The sequence below is a fragment of the Blautia glucerasea genome (assembly GCF_013304385.1).
In the GTDB taxonomy this organism is placed as follows: domain Bacteria; phylum Bacillota; class Clostridia; order Lachnospirales; family Lachnospiraceae; genus Blautia_A; species Blautia_A ammoniilytica.
The window spans coordinates 51535-70077 of the sequence record NZ_JAAITU010000017.1 but is presented as its reverse complement, the minus strand read 5'-3'; the positions used below and the strand labels follow the sequence as shown (position 1 = coordinate 70077).

At 43.2% G+C, this 18543-nt stretch carries 14 protein-coding genes; 12 read left to right on the top strand and 2 right to left on the bottom strand.

Translation table 11 applies throughout. The features are described from left to right. Positions 1-78 precede the first annotated feature (78 nt). Positions 79-1311 (bottom strand): argininosuccinate synthase, encoded by a 1233-nt coding sequence (locus G5B11_RS08680; protein WP_173727662.1) that lies wholly within the window; start codon positions 1309-1311, stop codon positions 79-81. Between the two features lie 358 nt (positions 1312-1669). On the opposite strand from G5B11_RS08680, the gene argC reads away from it, so the two are divergent. The 4 genes from argC to G5B11_RS08660 are packed head-to-tail and all read left to right on the top strand — an operon-like array spanning position 1670 to position 6047. Beyond that, positions 1670-2710: an N-acetyl-gamma-glutamyl-phosphate reductase gene (argC, locus tag G5B11_RS08675; RefSeq protein ID WP_158421824.1), complete on the top strand. Its 1041-nt coding sequence runs from the start codon at positions 1670-1672 to the stop codon at positions 2708-2710. A gap of 22 nt (positions 2711-2732) precedes the next feature. Further along, positions 2733-3956, top strand: coding sequence for a bifunctional glutamate N-acetyltransferase/amino-acid acetyltransferase ArgJ (gene argJ, locus G5B11_RS08670; protein WP_158421825.1), 1224 nt, complete (start codon positions 2733-2735; stop codon positions 3954-3956). 17 nt (positions 3957-3973) lie between these two features. Beyond that, entirely contained in the window at positions 3974-4870 is an 897-nt protein-coding gene (argB, locus tag G5B11_RS08665; RefSeq protein WP_158421826.1) for an acetylglutamate kinase, read from the top strand. Beyond that, complete coding sequence (locus G5B11_RS08660) at positions 4857-6047, top strand: aspartate aminotransferase family protein (protein ID WP_158421827.1); 1191 nt, start codon at positions 4857-4859, stop codon at positions 6045-6047. The genes argB and G5B11_RS08660 overlap by 14 nt, the downstream gene beginning before the upstream one ends. A 139-nt stretch (positions 6048-6186) precedes the next feature. On the opposite strand, the gene arcC is transcribed toward G5B11_RS08660, so the two are convergent. Next, on the bottom strand, positions 6187-7119 hold the full coding sequence (arcC, locus tag G5B11_RS08655) for a carbamate kinase (protein ID WP_173727660.1): 933 nt from the start codon (positions 7117-7119) through the stop codon (positions 6187-6189). A gap of 995 nt (positions 7120-8114) precedes the next feature. Between arcC and G5B11_RS08650 the strand changes: the two genes are divergently transcribed. The 8 genes from G5B11_RS08650 (at position 8115) to rlmN (ending at position 18543) form a co-directional block, all read left to right on the top strand. Further along, a complete protein-coding gene (locus G5B11_RS08650) occupies positions 8115-10115 on the top strand; it encodes a DUF7507 domain-containing protein (RefSeq protein ID WP_173727658.1) in 2001 nt (666 codons plus the stop codon). 140 nt (positions 10116-10255) lie between these two features. Beyond that, positions 10256-11728: a UDP-N-acetylmuramoyl-L-alanyl-D-glutamate--2,6-diaminopimelate ligase gene (locus G5B11_RS08645; protein WP_173727656.1), complete on the top strand. Its 1473-nt coding sequence runs from the start codon at positions 10256-10258 to the stop codon at positions 11726-11728. 3 nt (positions 11729-11731) lie between these two features. After that, entirely contained in the window at positions 11732-13951 is a 2220-nt protein-coding gene (gene priA, locus G5B11_RS08640; RefSeq protein WP_173727654.1) for a replication restart helicase PriA, read from the top strand. 47 nt (positions 13952-13998) lie between these two features. Beyond that, the gene (def, locus tag G5B11_RS08635; RefSeq protein WP_158421832.1) at positions 13999-14475 is read left to right on the top strand and encodes a peptide deformylase; all 477 of its coding nucleotides are present in this window, start codon (positions 13999-14001) and stop codon (positions 14473-14475) included. A gap of 1 nt (position 14476) precedes the next feature. Further along, a complete protein-coding gene (fmt, locus tag G5B11_RS08630) occupies positions 14477-15409 on the top strand; it encodes a methionyl-tRNA formyltransferase (RefSeq protein ID WP_158421833.1) in 933 nt (310 codons plus the stop codon). Between the two features lie 34 nt (positions 15410-15443). Further along, positions 15444-16148, top strand: a complete 705-nt coding sequence (locus G5B11_RS08625) for a zinc metallopeptidase (RefSeq protein WP_173727653.1) — start codon at positions 15444-15446, stop codon at positions 16146-16148. Continuing rightward, positions 16141-17490, top strand: a complete 1350-nt coding sequence (gene rsmB, locus G5B11_RS08620) for a 16S rRNA (cytosine(967)-C(5))-methyltransferase RsmB (protein WP_158421835.1) — start codon at positions 16141-16143, stop codon at positions 17488-17490. The genes G5B11_RS08625 and rsmB overlap by 8 nt, the downstream gene beginning before the upstream one ends. Positions 17491-17502: 12 nt before the next feature. Next, the gene (gene rlmN / locus G5B11_RS08615; protein WP_173727651.1) at positions 17503-18543 is read left to right on the top strand and encodes a 23S rRNA (adenine(2503)-C(2))-methyltransferase RlmN; all 1041 of its coding nucleotides are present in this window, start codon (positions 17503-17505) and stop codon (positions 18541-18543) included.

Below are 18543 nucleotides of genomic sequence, written 5' to 3'. Positions count from 1 at the left end.
CATTAAAGGCTTATAGCCATCCTACGAGCCACCCGTTTCACGGGTGGGGGCGACTTATGTAGATTTACCAAGGGCAGATCATTCACCCTGAGTGTTTTTCTTTACTTCAGCAAGCTTCATTGCACGAACTTTCATCGGAAGACCAAAGAGAGTGATGAAACCGTCTGCATCATGATGATCATACATATCACCGGTTGTAAAGGAAGCAAGAGATTCGTTGTAAAGGCTGTAAGGAGAAGTTGTGCCTGCCTTAATAATGTTGCCCTTGTACAGTTTGAACTTCACTTCACCAGTTACATATTTCTGAGTGGACTCAACAAAAGCCTGGAGTGCTTCACGAAGAGGGGTGAACCATTTTCCTTCATATACTACCTGTGCCAGCTGGCTTCCAAGCTTTTTCTTGGTTTCCATAGTTTCACGGTCAAGAATCAGTTCTTCCAGCTGATCATGAGCCTCCATAAGGATGGTTCCGCCAGGAGTCTCATATACACCACGGGATTTCATACCAACAACACGGTTCTCAACGATATCAACAATACCGATTCCATTCTCGCCGCCAAGTCTGTTCAGCTCTGTAATAATCTCAGATACTTTCATTGCTTTGCCATTTAATGTTTTAGGAACACCGGCTTCAAATGTCATAGTTACTTCTGTTTCTTTGTCAGGAGCCTGCTGTGGAGTAACGCCAAGTACAAGCATGTTATCGTAATGTGGTGCCTGGGAAGGATCCTCAAGCTCAAGACCTTCATGACTGATGTGCCACAGGTTGCGGTCACGGCTGTAGCTGTGACTTTCATCAAAAGGAAGATGAATGCCGTGAGCCTGGCAGTAAGCAATCTCATCTTCACGGGACTGCATGGTCCATACGTCTGTCATACGCCAAGGAGCGATGATCTTCAGATCTGGAGCAAGTGCTTTGATGGAAAGTTCAAAACGAATCTGGTCATTTCCTTTTCCTGTTGCACCGTGGCAGATAGCAGAAGCACCTTCTTTACGTGCAATTTCAACCAGCTTTTTGGCAATTGCAGGACGCGCCATAGAAGTTCCAAGAAGATATTTGTGCTCATAAACTGCACCGGCTTCTACACATGGCATAATATATTCATCACAAAATTCATCAATAATGTCTTCAATATATAATTTAGAAGCTCCGGAAAGCTTTGCTCTCTCATCAAGACCATCCAGTTCGTTACCCTGTCCGCAGTTTACACAGCAGCAGATTACATCATAACCAAAATTTTCTTTCAGCCAAGGAATTAATGTGGTGGTATCAAGACCGCCGGAATATGCTAAAACAACTTTTTCTTTCATAATTTTTTCTCCTGACATTTTTAATATTCAATATTCAAAAGCGAGTAGTAAGGATTCAAAGGGCGGTGAGTGAAAAATATGCATAATATGTAATTAAATATGAATATTTATTCGCTTACAGCTCACCTGGTTTTCTACTTGACCCATTGCTGGAAAATAATATACAACATTTTAAATAAATATGCAATAGGAAATCAAGAAAAAGTCAAATTTTTTTTGCATAAAAATGCAGCATTATATAGAAATAAAAGGGAAAATATGCACAAACAAAGAAAAAAAGGTGAGAAAAATAAGGAAAAAAGGCTATTGCATAATATGCAGAAAAGATGTATAATCTACGGCACAGGAGGTAGAAGTGATGATAAAAGCAGGTATTATAGGAGCGACCGGATATGCCGGCAACGAGATCGTAAGACTTCTTCTGGGACACAAAGATGTTGAGATTGCCTGGTATGGCTCCAGAAGTTATATTGATAAGAAATATGCAGATGTGTACAGGAATTTTTTCCAGATCGTAGATGCAAAATGCATGGATGATAATATGGCAGCACTGGCTGATCAGGTTGATGTGATTTTTACAGCCACACCTCAGGGGTTATGTGCATCTCTTGTAAATGAGGAGATACTTTCTAAAGCAAAGGTGATCGACCTGAGTGCAGATTTCAGGATCAAGGATGTAGCCAAATATGAAAAATGGTATGGCATACAGCACAAATCTCCACAGTTTGTTGAAGAGGCTGTGTACGGATTGTGTGAGATCAATAGGGAAGATATCAAAAATGCAAGACTGGTGGCCAATCCAGGGTGTTATCCTACCTGTTCTACATTATCCATTTATCCATTGGTAAAAGAAGGAATGATCGATCCAAACACTATTATTATTGATGCAAAATCAGGTACTACCGGTGCAGGAAGAGGGGCAAAGGTTGATAATCTTTACTGCGAAGTAAATGAGAATATCAAGGCTTATGGCGTAGCAGGACATAGACATACCCCTGAGATCGAGGATCAGCTTTCCTATGCATGCGGCAAGGATGTGGTGATCAGCTTTACCCCGCATCTTGTGCCTATGAATAGAGGCATTCTTGTAACAGCTTATGCATCCCTTACCAAAGATGTTTCTTATGAAGAAGTAAAGGCTGTATATGATAAATACTATGATAATGAGCAGTTTGTACGTGTTCTGGATAAAGATGTGTGTCCACAGACGAAATGGGTTGAGGGCAGCAATTATGTAGATGTGAACTTTAAACTGGATCCAAGGACCAATCGTGTGATCATGATGGGGGCTATTGATAATCTGGTAAAAGGTGCGGCAGGACAGGCTGTACAGAACATGAATCTGATGTTTGGATTTAAAGAAAACGAAGGATTATTACAGGTACCTATGTATCCGTAAAATCAGGGAGGATTATAGTATTATGAAAGAAATAGAAGGCGGCGTTACAGCGGCGAAGGGGTTTCAGGCAGCAGCAGCTGCTGCTGGGATCAAATATCAGGGACGTACAGATATGGCAATGATCTACAGTCAGACACCCTGTGTGGCAGCTGGCACATTCACTACGAATGTAGTCAAGGCAGCTCCTGTGAAATGGGATCAGGAGATCGTATATCATCATCCACATGCTCAGGCAGTAGTATGTAACAGTGGGATTGCCAACGCATGTACTGGTGAGAAAGGATATGGTTATTGTAAAGAGACTGCACAGGCAGTGTCACAGGCTCTTGGGATTTCAGAGGACAGCGTGTTGGTAGCTTCTACAGGTGTGATCGGCATGCAGATCCCTATTGACAGGATCACTGCAGGTGTGAAAGCACTTGTACCTGGACTGGATGGCAGCATTGCAGCAGGTACCGAGGCTGCAAAAGCGATCATGACTACAGATACTGTGAAAAAGGAAGTGGCAGTACAGGTTCAGATCGGCGGCCAGACTGTGACAGTAGGCGGTATGTGTAAAGGCTCCGGTATGATCCATCCTAATATGTGTACCATGCTTTCCTTTATTACGACGGATGCATGTATTTCAAAGGAAATGCTGCAGAAGGCACTTAGTGAGGATATTAAGGACACCTACAATATGGTTTCTGTAGACGGAGATACTTCTACCAATGATACAGTTCTTTTGTTGGCAAACGGCCAGGCAGGCAATCCAAAGATCACAGAAGAGGGCGAGGATTTCAAAGCTTTTTGCCAGGCACTTAATTATGTAAACACCACACTTGCAAAGAAGATCGCAGGTGACGGAGAAGGTGCAACCGCTCTTTTTGAAGTTAAGATCATCGGGGCAGAGTCAAAGCAGCAGGCAGTAACACTTGCCAAGTCTGTCATCACTTCGTCTCTTACAAAAGCTGCAATTTACGGACATGATGCCAACTGGGGACGTATTCTCTGCGCAATGGGATATTCCGGAGCACAGTTTGATCCTGAGAAGGTAGATCTGTATTTTGAAAGCAGTGCAGGAAAGCTGAAGATCATTGAGAATGGTGTTTCTACTGGATATAATGAAGAAGAGGCGACAAAGATTCTTTCCCAGAGTGAGGTAACAGCTATTGCAGATGTGAAGATGGGCTGTGCATCTGCCACTGCATGGGGATGCGACCTGACTCATGAATATGTAAACATTAATGCAGATTATCGTTCCTGACAGGAGGAGTACTTCAGATGGTAAATCAGATGTATTTGGACAAGGCAGAGGTGCTGATCGAGGCGTTGCCTTATATTCAGCGTTTTAACAGAAAAATCGTAGTGATCAAGTATGGCGGAAGTGCTATGCTGGATGAGGAACTGAAAAAAAATGTGATCAAAGATGTGGTTCTTCTGAAGCTTGTTGGTTTTAAGCCGATTATCGTGCATGGCGGCGGCAAGGAGATCAGCCGCTGGGTAGGTAAGGTTGGAATGGAGCCGCATTTCATTAACGGTCTGCGTGTTACAGATAAGGATACCATGGAGATCGCTGAAATGGTGCTGGCAAAGGTAAATAAAGAACTTGTAACCAATGTGCAGTCCCTTGGAGTAAATGCAGTTGGTATCAGCGGCAAGGATGGCGGCCTTCTTGAATGCAAGAAAAAGCTTTCTGGTGGTGAGGATATAGGTTATGTAGGAGATATTACCCATGTAAACCCGGGGATCCTTTATGATCTTCTGGAAAAAGATTTCCTGCCGATTGTGTTCCCGGTAGGATTTGATAAGAATTATGATTCTTATAATATTAATGCAGATGATGCGGCATGTGCCATCGCTAAAGCTGTTCATGCAGAAAAACTGGCGTTTCTTTCGGATATTGAAGGTGTTTACAGGGATAAAGATGATCCATCATCTCTGATTTCAGAACTGCATGTCCATGAAGCACAGAAGCTGATCGCTGATGGTTTTGTAGGAGGCGGGATGATCCCTAAGCTGGGCAATTGTATTGATGCCATTGAAAAAGGAGTAAACCGTGTACATATCCTGGATGGAAGAATCCCACACAGTCTGCTGTTGGAAATCTTTACCAATAAAGGTATTGGAACAGCCATTTTAAGAGAAGACGGAGAAAAATATTACAATGAACATGAATGATCAGATCGAAGAAGCTGAAGTTAGTATTCTTCATACATATAACCGTTTCCCAGTAGTATTTGAAAAAGGTGAAGGTGTTCATCTTTATGATACACAGGGAAAAAAATATCTTGATTTTGCAGCCGGAATCGCAGTAAATGCGCTGGGGTATCATTATCCCGGGTATGATGAAGCATTGAAAGACCAGATCAGCAAGCTTACCCATATTTCCAATCTGTATTATAACCAGCCGGTGATCGAAGCTGGTGCCAAGCTGGTGCTTGCAAGCCACATGGATAAGGTGTTTTTTACAAACAGTGGTACAGAGGCTATAGAAGGCGCACTAAAAGCTGCCAAAAAGTATGCTTATGTACGTGACGGACATGCAGACCATGAGATCATTGCCATGAATCATTCTTTCCATGGAAGAAGTGTGGGTGCACTTTCCGTAACAGGGACTGCTCATTACAGAGAGCCCTTTGAGCCTTTAATGGGAGGCGTGAAATTCGCAGACTTTAATGATCTTGAAAGTGTTAAGGCGCAGATTACAGACAAAACCTGTGCTATTATTACAGAAACTGTACAGGGTGAAGGCGGTATTTATGCTGCTGACAAGGAATTTCTGGAAGGCCTTCGCAGGATCTGTGATGAAAAGGATATTCTGCTGATCCTGGATGAGATCCAGTGCGGAATGGGAAGAACCGGTTATTATTTTGCATGGCAGGCATATGGGGTACAGCCGGATATTATGACCTGTGCAAAGGCTCTTGGATGCGGTGTTCCGGTAGGGGCTTTTGTACTGAACAAAAAGGCTGCTTCTGCCAGCCTTGAGCCAGGAGATCATGGCACTACTTATGGCGGAAATCCTTTCGTGTGTGCAGCAGTAAGTAAGGTGTTTTCTATTTTTGAAAAAGATCTGATCCTTGCACATGTACGGGAACTGACTCCTTATCTGGAATCAAAACTGGATGCGCTTGTTGCAAAGCATGAGTGTGCCGCATGCCGTCGAGGTATGGGCTTTATGCAGGGAATCGTGATCAAAGGACGTCCGGTCGGAGAAGTGGTGCAGAAAGCTTTGGAGAAAGGCCTTCTTGTGATTTCAGCAGGAAGTGATGTACTGCGTATTGTGCCTCCGTTAGTGATCACAAAGGAAAATGTGGATCAGATGTATGAGATCCTTGATCAGTGTATGGAATAAATAATGAGAAAAGATATTTTTATGTAACAGGAACGTTATAGAGTAATTTTCTCTTACAAAAGAAATCAGCCCCGGGTCGGATACCTGGGGCTGTCTTTTTTTGTAGTACAGAACTGAAAATATAATTCAGAATTGAAAATTATTTAATGATGGTGCCAGTTTTCTCACGATAGCCGTCTTTGGCATGGGCAAGGTCTGTGATTACGGTACGACGTCCTTCTCCTTTTTCAATAAAAGAGATACCAGCCTGGAATTTAGGAAGCATGGATCCTGGAGCAAATTGATCCTCATCCATATATGTACGTGCCTCATCCACAGAGATGACATCAAGATATTTCTCATCATCTTTGCCAAGATTCAGACTTACTTTTTCAACGCTGGTAAGGATCATCAGTGTATCAGCACCAAGTTCTTCCGCAAGAAGTCCGGCTGTAAGGTCTTTCTCAATAATAGCACTGGCACCGTGAAGGTCGATCCCCTGCTCCATAACCGGAATACCGCCGCCGCCTGCTGCAATCACCACTTGATCTGCATTCACCAAGGCACGGACTGCTTCAATCTCGATGATCTTCTGAGGCTTGGGAGAAGCAAGGATCCTGCGAAATCCACCCTCCGGAAGCTCTGTTACGAAATTACCCTTCTCTTCCTCTGCCTCTGCCTCATCTGCATTCAGCACACGGCCAATGACCTTTTCTGGTTCTGCAAATGCATCGTCATACGGATCAATTACTGTCTGGGTAAGGATAGTGCTGACTGGTTTATAGATGCCTCTTTGGATGAATTCTGCACGAATGGCATTCTGCAGGTCATAGCCGATATAACCCTGGCTCATGGCAGAGCAGACAGACATAGGTGCAAAGGTATAGTCCGGATGTGCTTTACCAAATTCATTCATGGCAGTATGGATCATGCCTACCTGTGGGCCATTGCTGTGGGAGATTACCACATGTGCTCCATCTTCAGTCAGGTCTGCAATGGCTTTGGCTGCCATCTTGGTGGCAATTTTCTGTTCTGGAAGAGTAGTTCCCAGGGCTCTGTGCCCTAATGCCACAACTACGATTTTTTCACTCATAGGAGATACCTCGCTTTTTTTAATTATATGGTATGATCCAGGGTCAAAACACCCAAATCATGTGATATTGCTAAACCTCAATAAATTGAATCTGCAACGATGTTGGTATTGAATGGAATAATTACGAATATCTTACATTATAAAAGACATGGAGAGTAATTGCAACAAAATTTATCTGGGAAGTAGTAGCATAGAAACAGCTATTTCTCCAGGAAGCCGTAAGGCTGTAACAGTCATTTATCTCAGTCGAGAAGACTCCCACCTCTTTCAGGTGGTGAGTAACAGCAAGTTCGTCTCAGTGGGAGTCCAATCTCCCACTGAGATAAACGCTCCGCGAGGATGCGCAGTGATTCTGTAAAGAATATGTCAGCTTACGCTGACCAGAATCACGCGCCAAGTCTCGCAGCTGCTCGACTTGAACTATGGAGCCGTAACTGTACATGTTAGAATAAGGAAAAGCCATCAGGATACACCTGATGGCTCATTTCCTATACTTTTTGAGGGGGGAGATAGAGAGTGGTATTTCATCTATCCAAGACATATTATATATGGCAATTGTGTGTAAAGTGTGTCGTATTTATAAAAGAAATCGAAAGTTTATAAAGAAAAATTAAAGAAGGATTATAATTTTTAAACCCTCTTGTATTTGGAAATAGGTTGTGATACAGTAGGAACAATCTATCTTGACAGCAGATCATAAGGCTGCATTTCTTTTTTTCTTCAAGCATCCTGTCGATGCGATATCCAGTAAGCATATACAGTTTTAAGCAGGTACAGCGAAAACTAAGTCAAGTCAATATGGCAGTTACTTAATATTCACTGTATTAGTACATCGTGATCAAAATATGGGTCAAAGAGCTGACTTTGTGGGAACAGGGGGATTCCATGTGAGAGGAGGGATCTGTCTGTTTTTTTTCGCTCCGCAAGGATGCGTTATAGAATCATTGTAACTGTGATACATGGATAAACATGAAAAGACAGGAGGTTTGAAAAGTATGAAGAAAATCAACATGAAGAAGTATACGCCAAAAGAATTTAGAAAAAAGAAAAGCGTTAATAAAAGTTACATCAGGAGAATGTCCAGAAGGATTGTAAATGAAAATGTGGGGATTATTCTGGCTGGTACTATTCTGGGAGAAATTTTGCTGTCGGCTGCTTTTGTATCAGCCAGTGAAAATGAATTTAATATAAATGAAAGAGAAACTATAAGGATAGAACAAAGGGCTGTATGGACAGATGAAGAAAACTATAAAGGAATCATTGAGATTAATTTTAATGGCCTGTCACAATGGAAAGAAGAAATACAAAAAAGAGAAGTACAGACAAAGATGGATACAGATATATTTTTGAGCCAGTGCAGTGAAACAGGAACGGAAGTTACGGAAGAGCAGCCTATTGAAGAAAATGGTGCAGAAATACAGGAAAATGATACGTTAACAGAAGCTGTGGAGAAAATAGCAGAAGAAAATGACGAGATAACAGAAATTACAGCGGAAACAGAAATAATAGAGGGAACAGAAAATACAGGAGGAATAGCAGGAGAAAATGTTATTGGAACAGGGATTGAAGAAGAAAACTACGTAGATACAGAGGAAACAGATCGTAATGAGATGTCAAGCCAGGACAGAAACGAGAACTTACAAAATGAAAACGAGGAATTGCAGAGGACGCTGTGCTTTTCTACATATCTTTCAGAGTATTTCACATTGGATCAGACAGGGGGTGGTCTGCCTTATGGAATATATACAGAAGAAATCCCAGTGATCACTCAGATAGGTATTGAGACTACGATCTCAAAATTGTATTACACCTTTACAGAAGCAGATCTGGAGCAGGATCATGTAATTATTTCTATTCCTGTTACACTGCGAGAAGAATACAGGTATGCAGAAACAAAAACCTTATTTCCCGTATTTCAGGATAGCCCGCTTACTGTGAATTTAAATGGTGAGCAGGCATCGGGTCTTTATGCGTCTGTTGTGGAGGAAGTGGAAACTAATCTGTTTTCAGGAGAAGAATCCAGGAAACTATTGATACAAAGTAAAGGTCCTGAGCTTTTGGCACGGGCCGGAAAATTGGATTTTTCTATGGAACTTAGCCAGGAAAAAGGAAATCCCAAAGCAGGGGAAATCGTATATTATCATGTCCTTTTGTGTAATACCGGAGAAAGAGAAATAGAAAATCTGGTCCTGCAGGTACAGGCGAAGGATTATTCTGTTCATTGGCAGCAAAGTCAGGAGCACTTTATTATTGACGAGAACAGTCAGGCAGTGCTGGGAAAACTTGCAGCAGGCCAGACACAGGAGCTGATCTTCTGGCTGCAATCTGGGGAATCTGAAGAAGGAGTCATGGAAATAAAAGTACAGGCATATATCCAAAATGAAGCAGAGCCAGTAAAAAAGGAAAGAGTCATAAGTACAATGATCCAGCCTCTGAAAGCTGATTTTACAGTGGAAAAAACAGCAGACTGTATTCTTGCAGGACCGGGGGATACAATTACTTATCAGATATGTATCCGAAATACAGGCGAGCGAACTTTACATTCTGTTCTGAGTACAGAGAAATTCCTGGATTCCAGGATAAAAGCCAGATTTTTGGAAATGGAGGGAGTACAGCTGAATAAGTCTGGGACTAAGGCTTTGATTCCAAAGATATTGCCAGGAGAATCAGTAGGTCTGAAAGCAGTTGTTGTTCTTCCCGAGGATATTGAGAGCAGTGAGCTGATCAACCAGGTGACAGTGTCTTCTGATGAAACAAAAGAAAAGCAGATCCGGTCTGAAGCAGCAGTGACTGTGCAGGGAATTACACATACACCTGTAGAAGGGCAGGAAGATAACCAGCCACCATATACAACAGCATACATTGCAGAACATGATTCGCCAAAAACAGGTGATCCTATGTTTAAGGAGGAGTATGAACATTTGATGCTCCTTGCTTTTGGAATCTCTATTGCTGCTGGAGTACACATGCTTTACAAAAAACGCAAAAGACCTTAATCCAGAGTAAAAAAACCGCCGGGGCATTCCCATTGAAAACCAACCTTGGGTGTGCTATTCTATAGTGGAGTAAATTTTGATTTTTCTATATATGATGATGTTAGATATCATCAAGTATAGAAAACAAGGAGGAATGTATCATGCGATTATCATCCTTATTAGAAGAATTGAAATATACCTGTATCCAGGGTGATCTGGATAAAGATATTTCAGAAGTTACCTATGATTCACGCAAAGTAAAAGACGGTGCACTGTTTATCTGCATAAAAGGAGCTGTAGCAGACGGACATAGATTCGTTCCACAGGTATGCGAAAAAGGAGCCGCTGCACTTATCACAGAAGAACCGGTACAAGCACCAGCCGGTGTTACTGTGATCCAGGTAGAAAATACAAGATATGCCATGGCATTTATATCAGCTGCCTGGTTCGGACATCCTGCCAGAAAACTGAAGACCATTGGGATTACCGGTACTAAAGGAAAGACTACTACTACATATATGGTAAAGTCTATTCTTGAAAATGCAGGCTACAAAGTTGGTTTGATCGGTACTATTGAAGCAATCATCGGAGATAAGGTGATTCCAGCTACCAATACTACTCCGGAATCTTATGTAATCCAGGATTATTTCCATCAGATGGTGGAAGCTGGTTGCGATTGCGTGGTGATGGAGGTGTCCTCCCAGGGTCTGATGCTTCATCGGACACAGGGATTTGTATTTGATTTCGGTATATTTACCAATATTGAGCCGGATCATATCGGACCTAATGAACATAAGGACTTTGACCATTATCTGGCATGCAAGGCCATGCTTTTGAAACAGTGTGTGGTAGGAATCGTAAACAGGGACGATGAGCATTTTGACAGGATCGTTGAAGGACATACCTGTAAATTGGAAACTTATGGATTCTCAAAAGAGGCAGACCTTCGTGCAGAAGATGCGAAGCTTATTGGTGGGAAAGGATACCTGGGTATTTTCTATCACCTGACAGGTCTTCTGGATTTTTCGGTGGAGATTGATATTCCAGGCAAATTCAGTATTTATAATTCACTTACAGCCATTGCGATCTGCCGTCATTTTAATGTATCAGAAGAGAATATCCTGAAAGCCCTGAAGGTGGCAAAAGTAAAAGGCAGGATCGAAATGGTTAAGGTGTCCGATAAATTTACCCTTATGATCGATTATGCACATAATGCCATGGCTTTGGAGAGCCTTCTCACAACCTTGAGGGAATATCATCCCCACAGACTGGTTTGCTTATTTGGATGCGGCGGTAATCGTTCTAAACTCCGTCGTTATGAAATGGGAGAAGTGTCCGGCAATCTGGCAGATCTTACCATTATTACTTCGGACAATCCCAGAGATGAGGATCCCCAGGCAATCATTGACGATATTAAGGTAGGGATTTCTAAGACCAGTGGGAAGTATGTGGAGATCATTGACCGTAAGGAAGCCATTGCTTATGCCATTCATCATGGAGAGCCTGGAGATATTGTGATCCTTGCAGGGAAAGGCCATGAGGATTATCAGGAGATCAAAGGGAAAAAGTATCCTATGGACGAAAGGGTTCTGATCCGGGAGATCCTTGAAGAAGACAAGGAAAAGAACAGATAGAATATGATTTATGCAGATGTTATCATTGATATTTCCCATGAAAAGCTGGATCGGACATTTCTTTATCGTGTGCCGGAAGAAATGGAAGGGCAGATACAGACAGGAATGGTAGTTTCTGTTCCCTTTGGAAATGGAAACAAGCTTCGGAAAGGATATGTTACAGGCCTTTCGGGAGAAGCTGACTTTCAAGGGGGAAAGATCAAGGAGATCCAGGCACTGTTAAGTGATGAAGAAACAACAGAAAGCCGCTTGATCGCACTTGCAGCCTGGATGAGACAGAGATATGGATCTACCATGATCCAGGCGCTGCGGACAGTATTGCCCATTCAGAACAAAGTAAAAGCAAAAGAAAAAAGATATCTGGTACTCACCATCGAAGCAGAAGAAGGGAAAAAACTTCTTGATCAGCTTTCAGAAACCAGATATAAGGCCAGAACACGGCTGCTTGCTGCGATTCTGGAAAGAAAAGTGATACCTGCTTCTGAGGCTGCAAAAGATCTGGGAGCATCTGCTTCAGTTTTGAAATATTTTCAGGATAATAAGATTCTTGAAATACGACAGGAGGAGATCCTGAGAAAGCCTGTAGATATCAGGAAGATCCCCCTGACTGGAAAAGTACAGCTTACGGATGCACAGAAGCTGGCTGTATGTAAAATACGCAGGGAGTGGGAGTCTGACAACTCAAGGACTGTTTTGCTTCACGGAATAACAGGCAGTGGGAAAACGCTTGTATATATAGAGCTGATCCAACAGATGATCAAGGAGGGAAAACAGGCGATTGTGTTGATCCCGGAGATTGCACTTACCTATCAGACAGTACACAGATTCTGCTCCATATTTGGAGATAAGGTATCTGTCCTGAATTCCAGGCTTTCCCAGGGAGAGCGGTATGATCAGTTCAAAAGGGCCAAAAAAGGTGAGATCCAGATCATGGTAGGACCCAGATCAGCTCTTTTTACACCTTTTCCAAATTTAGGGCTGATCATTATGGACGAGGAGCATGAACCTACCTACAAAAGTGAGAATACGCCCAGATATCATACCAGGGAGACAGCAGTAAAAAGAGGAGAACTGGAAAATGCCCATGTGATCCTTGGTTCTGCCACTCCTTCTTTGGAAGCATACAAGAAAGCACAGGAGGGAGAATATCTTTTGGTCACCTTAAATGAAAGGTATGCGGACAGACCACTGCCTAAGGTGTCCATTATAGATATGAGGGGAGAACTGAAAGCAGGGAACCGGTCAGCCCTAAGCCGCAGTCTGAAGCAAGCATTAGAAAAGTGCCTGGAAGAGAAGAAGCAGGCAATGCTTTTTTTAAACCGCAGAGGATATGCCGGATTTGTCAGCTGCAGATCCTGCGGTCACGTAATGAAATGTCCACACTGTGATGTATCACTTTCTGAGCATCAGGGAGAAAGACTGATCTGTCATTACTGTGGATATGAAATCAGAAAACCCCAGGTCTGTCCGGTGTGTGGCTCTCCTTATATTGGAGGCTTTAAAGCTGGTACACAGCAGATTCAGCAGATTCTCAAAAAGGAGTTTCCAGAGGCATCTGTACTGCGGATGGATTATGATACTACAAGAAATAAGGGAAGCTATGAACAGATCCTGGCTTCATTTTCAGCCCATAAGGCAGATATTCTGGTGGGGACCCAGATGATCGTAAAGGGGCATGATTTTCCTGATGTTACGCTTGTAGGAGTGCTGGCTGCAGACATGTCACTGAATGGTTCGGATTACCGGTGCGGTGAGCGGACGTTCCAGCTGCTTACACAGGCGGTTGGACGCTCTGGCAGAGGACTTCAGCCAGGAACAGCTCTGATCCAGACCTACAATCCGGACCACTACAGTATACAGGCAGCAGCTGTTCAGGATTATCCTGCTTTTTATCAGGAAGAAATGGGTTACAGGATGCTTTTGGATTATCCGCCGGCAGCTCATATGATGGCAGTGCTAGGCGCATGTGAAAAGGAAGAATTACTTAACCAGGCCATGCATTATACGGCACTTTTTATACGCAGAATCTGTACGGATGCAAAGCTTCACATGATCGGACCAGCCCCACAATCTGTGGGAAAAGTCAAAGATATGTACAAAAAGGTGATTTATTTGAAGCATCAGGACAGCAGGGTATTGATCGCACTTCGGGAAAAATTGGAACGGTACATGGAGATTAATTCAGGTTTCAGAAAAATATATATACAATTTGATTTTTCATAACCGAAATGATTCGGGATATAATAATCATCAGGAAAGGAAGAATAGTAATGGCACTTAGAACAATCAGAACAGAGGGAGATTCTGTTTTAACAAAGAAATGCAGACCTGTAGACAAGATCACACCAAGAATTCTGGAGCTTATTGAGGATATGCTGGACACAATGTATGATGCACAGGGAGTTGGTCTGGCAGCACCTCAGGTGGGCATCCTGAAAAGAATCGTAGTAATCGATGTAGGAGAGGGGCCTATTGTGTTGATCAACCCGGAGATTGTTGAATCATCCGGCGAACAGACTGGTGATGAGGGCTGCTTAAGTGTACCTGGTATGGCTGGTCAGGTTACAAGACCAGAATATGTGAAAGTGAAAGCCCAGGACGAAGAACTGAATGAGATAGAATATGAAGGGGAAGGACTTCTTGCCAGAGCATTCTGCCATGAACTCGACCATCTGGATGGACTGATGTATACCCGTCTGGTAGAAGGAGAGCTTCACCGTACAACTTATGATGAGGATGAGGATTGATATGAAGATTGTTTATATGGGAACTCCGGATTTTGCGGTAAAGCCTTTACGGGCACTTGCAGAAGCCGGATATGAAGTGGCAGCAGTAGTAACACAGCCGGATAAGGCGAAAGGAAGAAGCAAGAATCTGGTTCCTACACCTGTCAAAGAAGAAGCGTTAAAGCATGGGCTGACAGTATATCAGCCGGCAAAGGTAAGGGAACAGAGTTTTGTAGATCTTCTCCAGCAGATCGCACCGGATATGATCGTAGTGGCTGCTTTCGGGCAGATCATTCCCAAGAGTATCCTGGATCTGCCCCAATATGGATGTATTAATATTCATGCATCCCTTCTCCCAAAATACAGAGGGGCAGCACCGATTCAGCAGGCAATTATTGACGGTGAGAAAGAGTCCGGTGTTACCATTATGCGTATGGAAGCCGGACTGGACACAGGAGATATGATTGCAAAGGTGGTGGTTCCTATTACAGATGAGGATACAGGAGGAAGCCTTTTTGATAAGCTGGCAGATGCGGGAGCAGATCTTTTGATCAGAACTGTGCCGCATATTCTGGATGGAACAGCTGTCTATGAGAAACAACCGGAAGAAAGTCCAACTCCTTATGCCGGGATGATCACCAAACAAATGGGGAGAATCGATTTCCACAAATCTGCAACAGAGCTGGAAAGGCTGGTACGCGGGTTAAATCCATGGCCCAGTGCTTATACCTTTGTAAACGGAAAAACATTGAAAATCTGGAAATGCAAAACAGAAGATGACAATCAGGGAGCAACACCGGGAACTGTACTTCAGGCACAGGAAGGCGGTATTTTCGTGGCCTGTGGAGAAGGTACACTGGTACTTACAGAAGTGCAGCTGGAAGGAAAGAAACGGATGGATACAGCTTCATTCCTTCGAGGCTATAAAATAGAAAAGGGAACCCTGTTAGGTTAGAGCAGATGTGCTTGATGAGAGGAGCTGAAGGCTTATGTACGGATATCCTTATGGATTTTATTTTGACCCTACGTATATTTTACTGATAATTGGACTTGTGATCTCGCTGATCGCTTCTACAAGGATGAAAAGCACTTTTTCAAAATATCGTCGTGTGAGAAGTGATTCTGGCCTTACTGGTGCACAGACTGCAGAGCGGATCCTGGCTGCAGCCGGGATTTATGATGTGAAGATCGTACCTGTCCAGGGCAGTCTGACAGACCATTATGATCCAAGGACTAAGACAGTATCTTTATCACAGGATGTGTATGGACAGACATCTGTGGCATCTGTATGTGTGGCTGCTCATGAATGTGGGCATGCTATTCAGCATGCAGTGAATTATGCACCACTGAATATCCGTTCAGCGATTGTTCCGGTGGCAAACCTAGGTTCCAGTCTTTCATGGCCGATTTTCCTGGCAGGACTGATCTTTTCTATGCGTTCCCTGCTGATGCTGGGGATTGTCCTTTTTTCGCTGGCAGTTTTGTTTCAGCTTGTGACCCTGCCTGTAGAGTTCAATGCATCCTCCAGGGCTCTTAGGCTGTTGGACAGCACAGGGATTTTAAGTACAGAAGAGAATCTGGGAGCCAGAAGGGTACTGACAGCAGCGGCTTTGACTTATGTGGCAGCGTTGGCTTCATCCATTCTCCAGCTGTTAAGATTGATTATTCTTGCCGGAGGTAGAGATCGTGACTAATGGAATTAACCCAAGAGAGATGATCCTGGAGATCTTGCTTCAGATCGAGGAAGGAGAGCACAGTCATATTGCTATCCGCAGCGCTCTTTCCAAATATCAGTTTCTGCCAAGACAGGAGCGGGCCTTTATCACAAGAGTTTGCGAGGGAACTTTGGAATACAGGATCCAGATTGATTATATTCTGGATTCTTTTTCAAAAGTAACAGTAGACAAAATGAAACCGCCTATCCGGGAAATCCTTCGCAGCGCCGTATATCAGCTGCGGTATATGGACAGTGTTCCGGATAGTGCAGTATGCAACGAAGCAGTAAAGCTGACCCAGAGAAAAGGCTTTTATAATTTGAAGCCTTTTGTGAATGGAGTGCTTCGTACCATTGCAAGAGAGATGGATCAGGTGAAATTTCCTTCCAGGGAAGAGAATCTGGTAAGAAGCCTGTCTGTTGAATATTCCATGCCAGAACAGCTAGTTGAACGCTGGCTGGAGGCTTATGGTGAGGAGACCACAGAGAAGATCCTTAAAGATTTTCTTGAAGAAAAGCCTTTGACTGTACGCTGCCGTACATATTTGAATTCTCAGGAGGCTATTGTGAAAAGCCTGACTGATCAGGGAGTAAAGGTAGAACCTGCCCCCTACCTGCCTTATGCCTGCCATATCTCAGGGTTTGACCATATCCTGGCACTGGATGCATTTATTAACGGGAAGATCCTGGTACAGGATGTAAGTTCCATGCTGGTTGCAGAAGCAGCTGATCCGCAAAAAGGAGATTATGTGATTGACGTATGTGCTGCACCAGGTGGAAAAAGCCTGCATGTAGGAGATAAGATGGAAGGCTTTGGTACTGTTGATGCCAGGGATGTGAGTCAGTACAAGGTGAATTTGATCGAAGAAAATATCCGACGCACCAATTCTATTAATGTACAGGCAAAGGTGCAGGATGCTACGATTTTCGACCAGGAATCCGAGCTGCTTGCAGATATTGTGCTTGCCGATGTTCCCTGCTCAGGATATGGAGTGATCGGGAAGAAACCGGATATCAAATATCGTGTAACACCGCAGAAGCAGGAGGAGATCGTGATTCTTCAACGAACCATCCTTGATCGGGCAGCTAATTATGTGAAGCCCAGAGGTACTTTGATCTTTAGTACCTGTACGATTGCAAAAGAAGAAAATGAAGAAAATATGATGTGGTTTTTGCAAAACTATCCGTTTAAACTGGAAAGTCTGGATCCATGCCTGCCAGAGGAGCTGCATTCTGAGACAACAGCACTTGGATATCTTCAGCTTTTACCGGGAGTACATAAGACAGATGGATTCTTTATTGCAAAATTCAGAAGAAAATAAAGGAAAAAGAGTATGACAGACATTAAGTCGATGAGCATAGAGGAGTTAAAGGATCTGATGGTGCAGCTAAAGGAGAAACCTTTTCGGGCCAAGCAGATCTACAGCTGGCTGCATGAGCATCTGATCACGTCCTGGGATGAGGCAGGAAATCTGCCCAAAAGCCTGAAGACAAAATTGTCTGATTATCCCATAACCGTTTTGGAAATGGTAGATCAGCAGATTTCGGCTATTGATGGTACCAGGAAATATCTTTTCAGACTGTCCGATGGTAATGTGATCGAGAGCGTGTTGATGAAGTACAAGCATGGCAATTCAGTATGCATCAGCTCCCAGGTGGGCTGCAAAATGGGGTGCAGGTTCTGTGCTTCTACCATAGGAGGCTGGACCAGAAATCTTCTGCCTTCAGAGATGCTGGATCAGATTTACCGGATCCAGACAGTGACAGGAGAGAGGATTTCCAATGTGGTAGTGATGGGAACTGGAGAACCGCTGGACAATTATGAGAATCTTCTTAGATTTATCCATATTCTTACAGAAGAAGGTGGACTTCATATCAGCCAGAGGAATCTTACTGTTTCCACATGTGGGATTGTTCCCAGAATGTATGAATTGGCAGAAGAAAAGCTGCAGATGACTCTTGCCCTGTCACTTCATGCACCGAATGATGAAAAAAGACAGGAATTAATGCCTATAGCCCAACGCTATACCATGGAACAGGTATTAGATGCATGCAGGAATTATTTTGAAAAAACAGGCCGAAGGATCACCTTTGAATATAGTCTGGTTGCAGGAGTGAACGATGGGGATGAAGATGCAGCTCAGCTGGCAGGCAGGATCAAGAACATGAACTGCCATGTAAATCTGATTCCTGTTAATCCGGTTAAGGAACGTTCTTATCGGCGTTCCACCCACCAGGCAGTGGAGAATTTCAAAATAAAACTTGAAAAATATGGAATTAATGTTACTATTAGAAGGGAAATGGGCAGCGATATTGACGGTGCCTGTGGGCAATTAAGAAAAAGCTATATGGAGAAAACAGAAAGCGAGAAGTAG

What these genes read in the sequence shown, in the direction of transcription:
- priA (WP_173727654.1), top strand. Translation starts at nt 11,732, where the DNA reads ATGATTTATGCAGATGTTATCATTGATATTTCCCATGAAAAGCTGGAT.
- arcC (WP_173727660.1), bottom strand. Translation starts at nt 7,119, where the DNA reads ATGAGTGAAAAAATCGTAGTTGTGGCATTAGGGCACAGAGCCCTGGGA.
- G5B11_RS08625 (WP_173727653.1), top strand. Translation starts at nt 15,444, where the DNA reads ATGTACGGATATCCTTATGGATTTTATTTTGACCCTACGTATATTTTA.
- fmt (WP_158421833.1), top strand. Translation starts at nt 14,477, where the DNA reads ATGAAGATTGTTTATATGGGAACTCCGGATTTTGCGGTAAAGCCTTTA.
- rlmN (WP_173727651.1), top strand. Translation starts at nt 17,503, where the DNA reads ATGACAGACATTAAGTCGATGAGCATAGAGGAGTTAAAGGATCTGATG.
- def (WP_158421832.1), top strand. Translation starts at nt 13,999, where the DNA reads ATGGCACTTAGAACAATCAGAACAGAGGGAGATTCTGTTTTAACAAAG.
- G5B11_RS08680 (WP_173727662.1), bottom strand. Translation starts at nt 1,311, where the DNA reads ATGAAAGAAAAAGTTGTTTTAGCATATTCCGGCGGTCTTGATACCACC.
- argJ (WP_158421825.1), top strand. Translation starts at nt 2,733, where the DNA reads ATGAAAGAAATAGAAGGCGGCGTTACAGCGGCGAAGGGGTTTCAGGCA.
- G5B11_RS08660 (WP_158421827.1), top strand. Translation starts at nt 4,857, where the DNA reads ATGAACATGAATGATCAGATCGAAGAAGCTGAAGTTAGTATTCTTCAT.
- G5B11_RS08645 (WP_173727656.1), top strand. Translation starts at nt 10,256, where the DNA reads ATGCGATTATCATCCTTATTAGAAGAATTGAAATATACCTGTATCCAG.
- argB (WP_158421826.1), top strand. Translation starts at nt 3,974, where the DNA reads ATGGTAAATCAGATGTATTTGGACAAGGCAGAGGTGCTGATCGAGGCG.
- argC (WP_158421824.1), top strand. Translation starts at nt 1,670, where the DNA reads ATGATAAAAGCAGGTATTATAGGAGCGACCGGATATGCCGGCAACGAG.
- G5B11_RS08650 (WP_173727658.1), top strand. Translation starts at nt 8,115, where the DNA reads ATGAAGAAAATCAACATGAAGAAGTATACGCCAAAAGAATTTAGAAAA.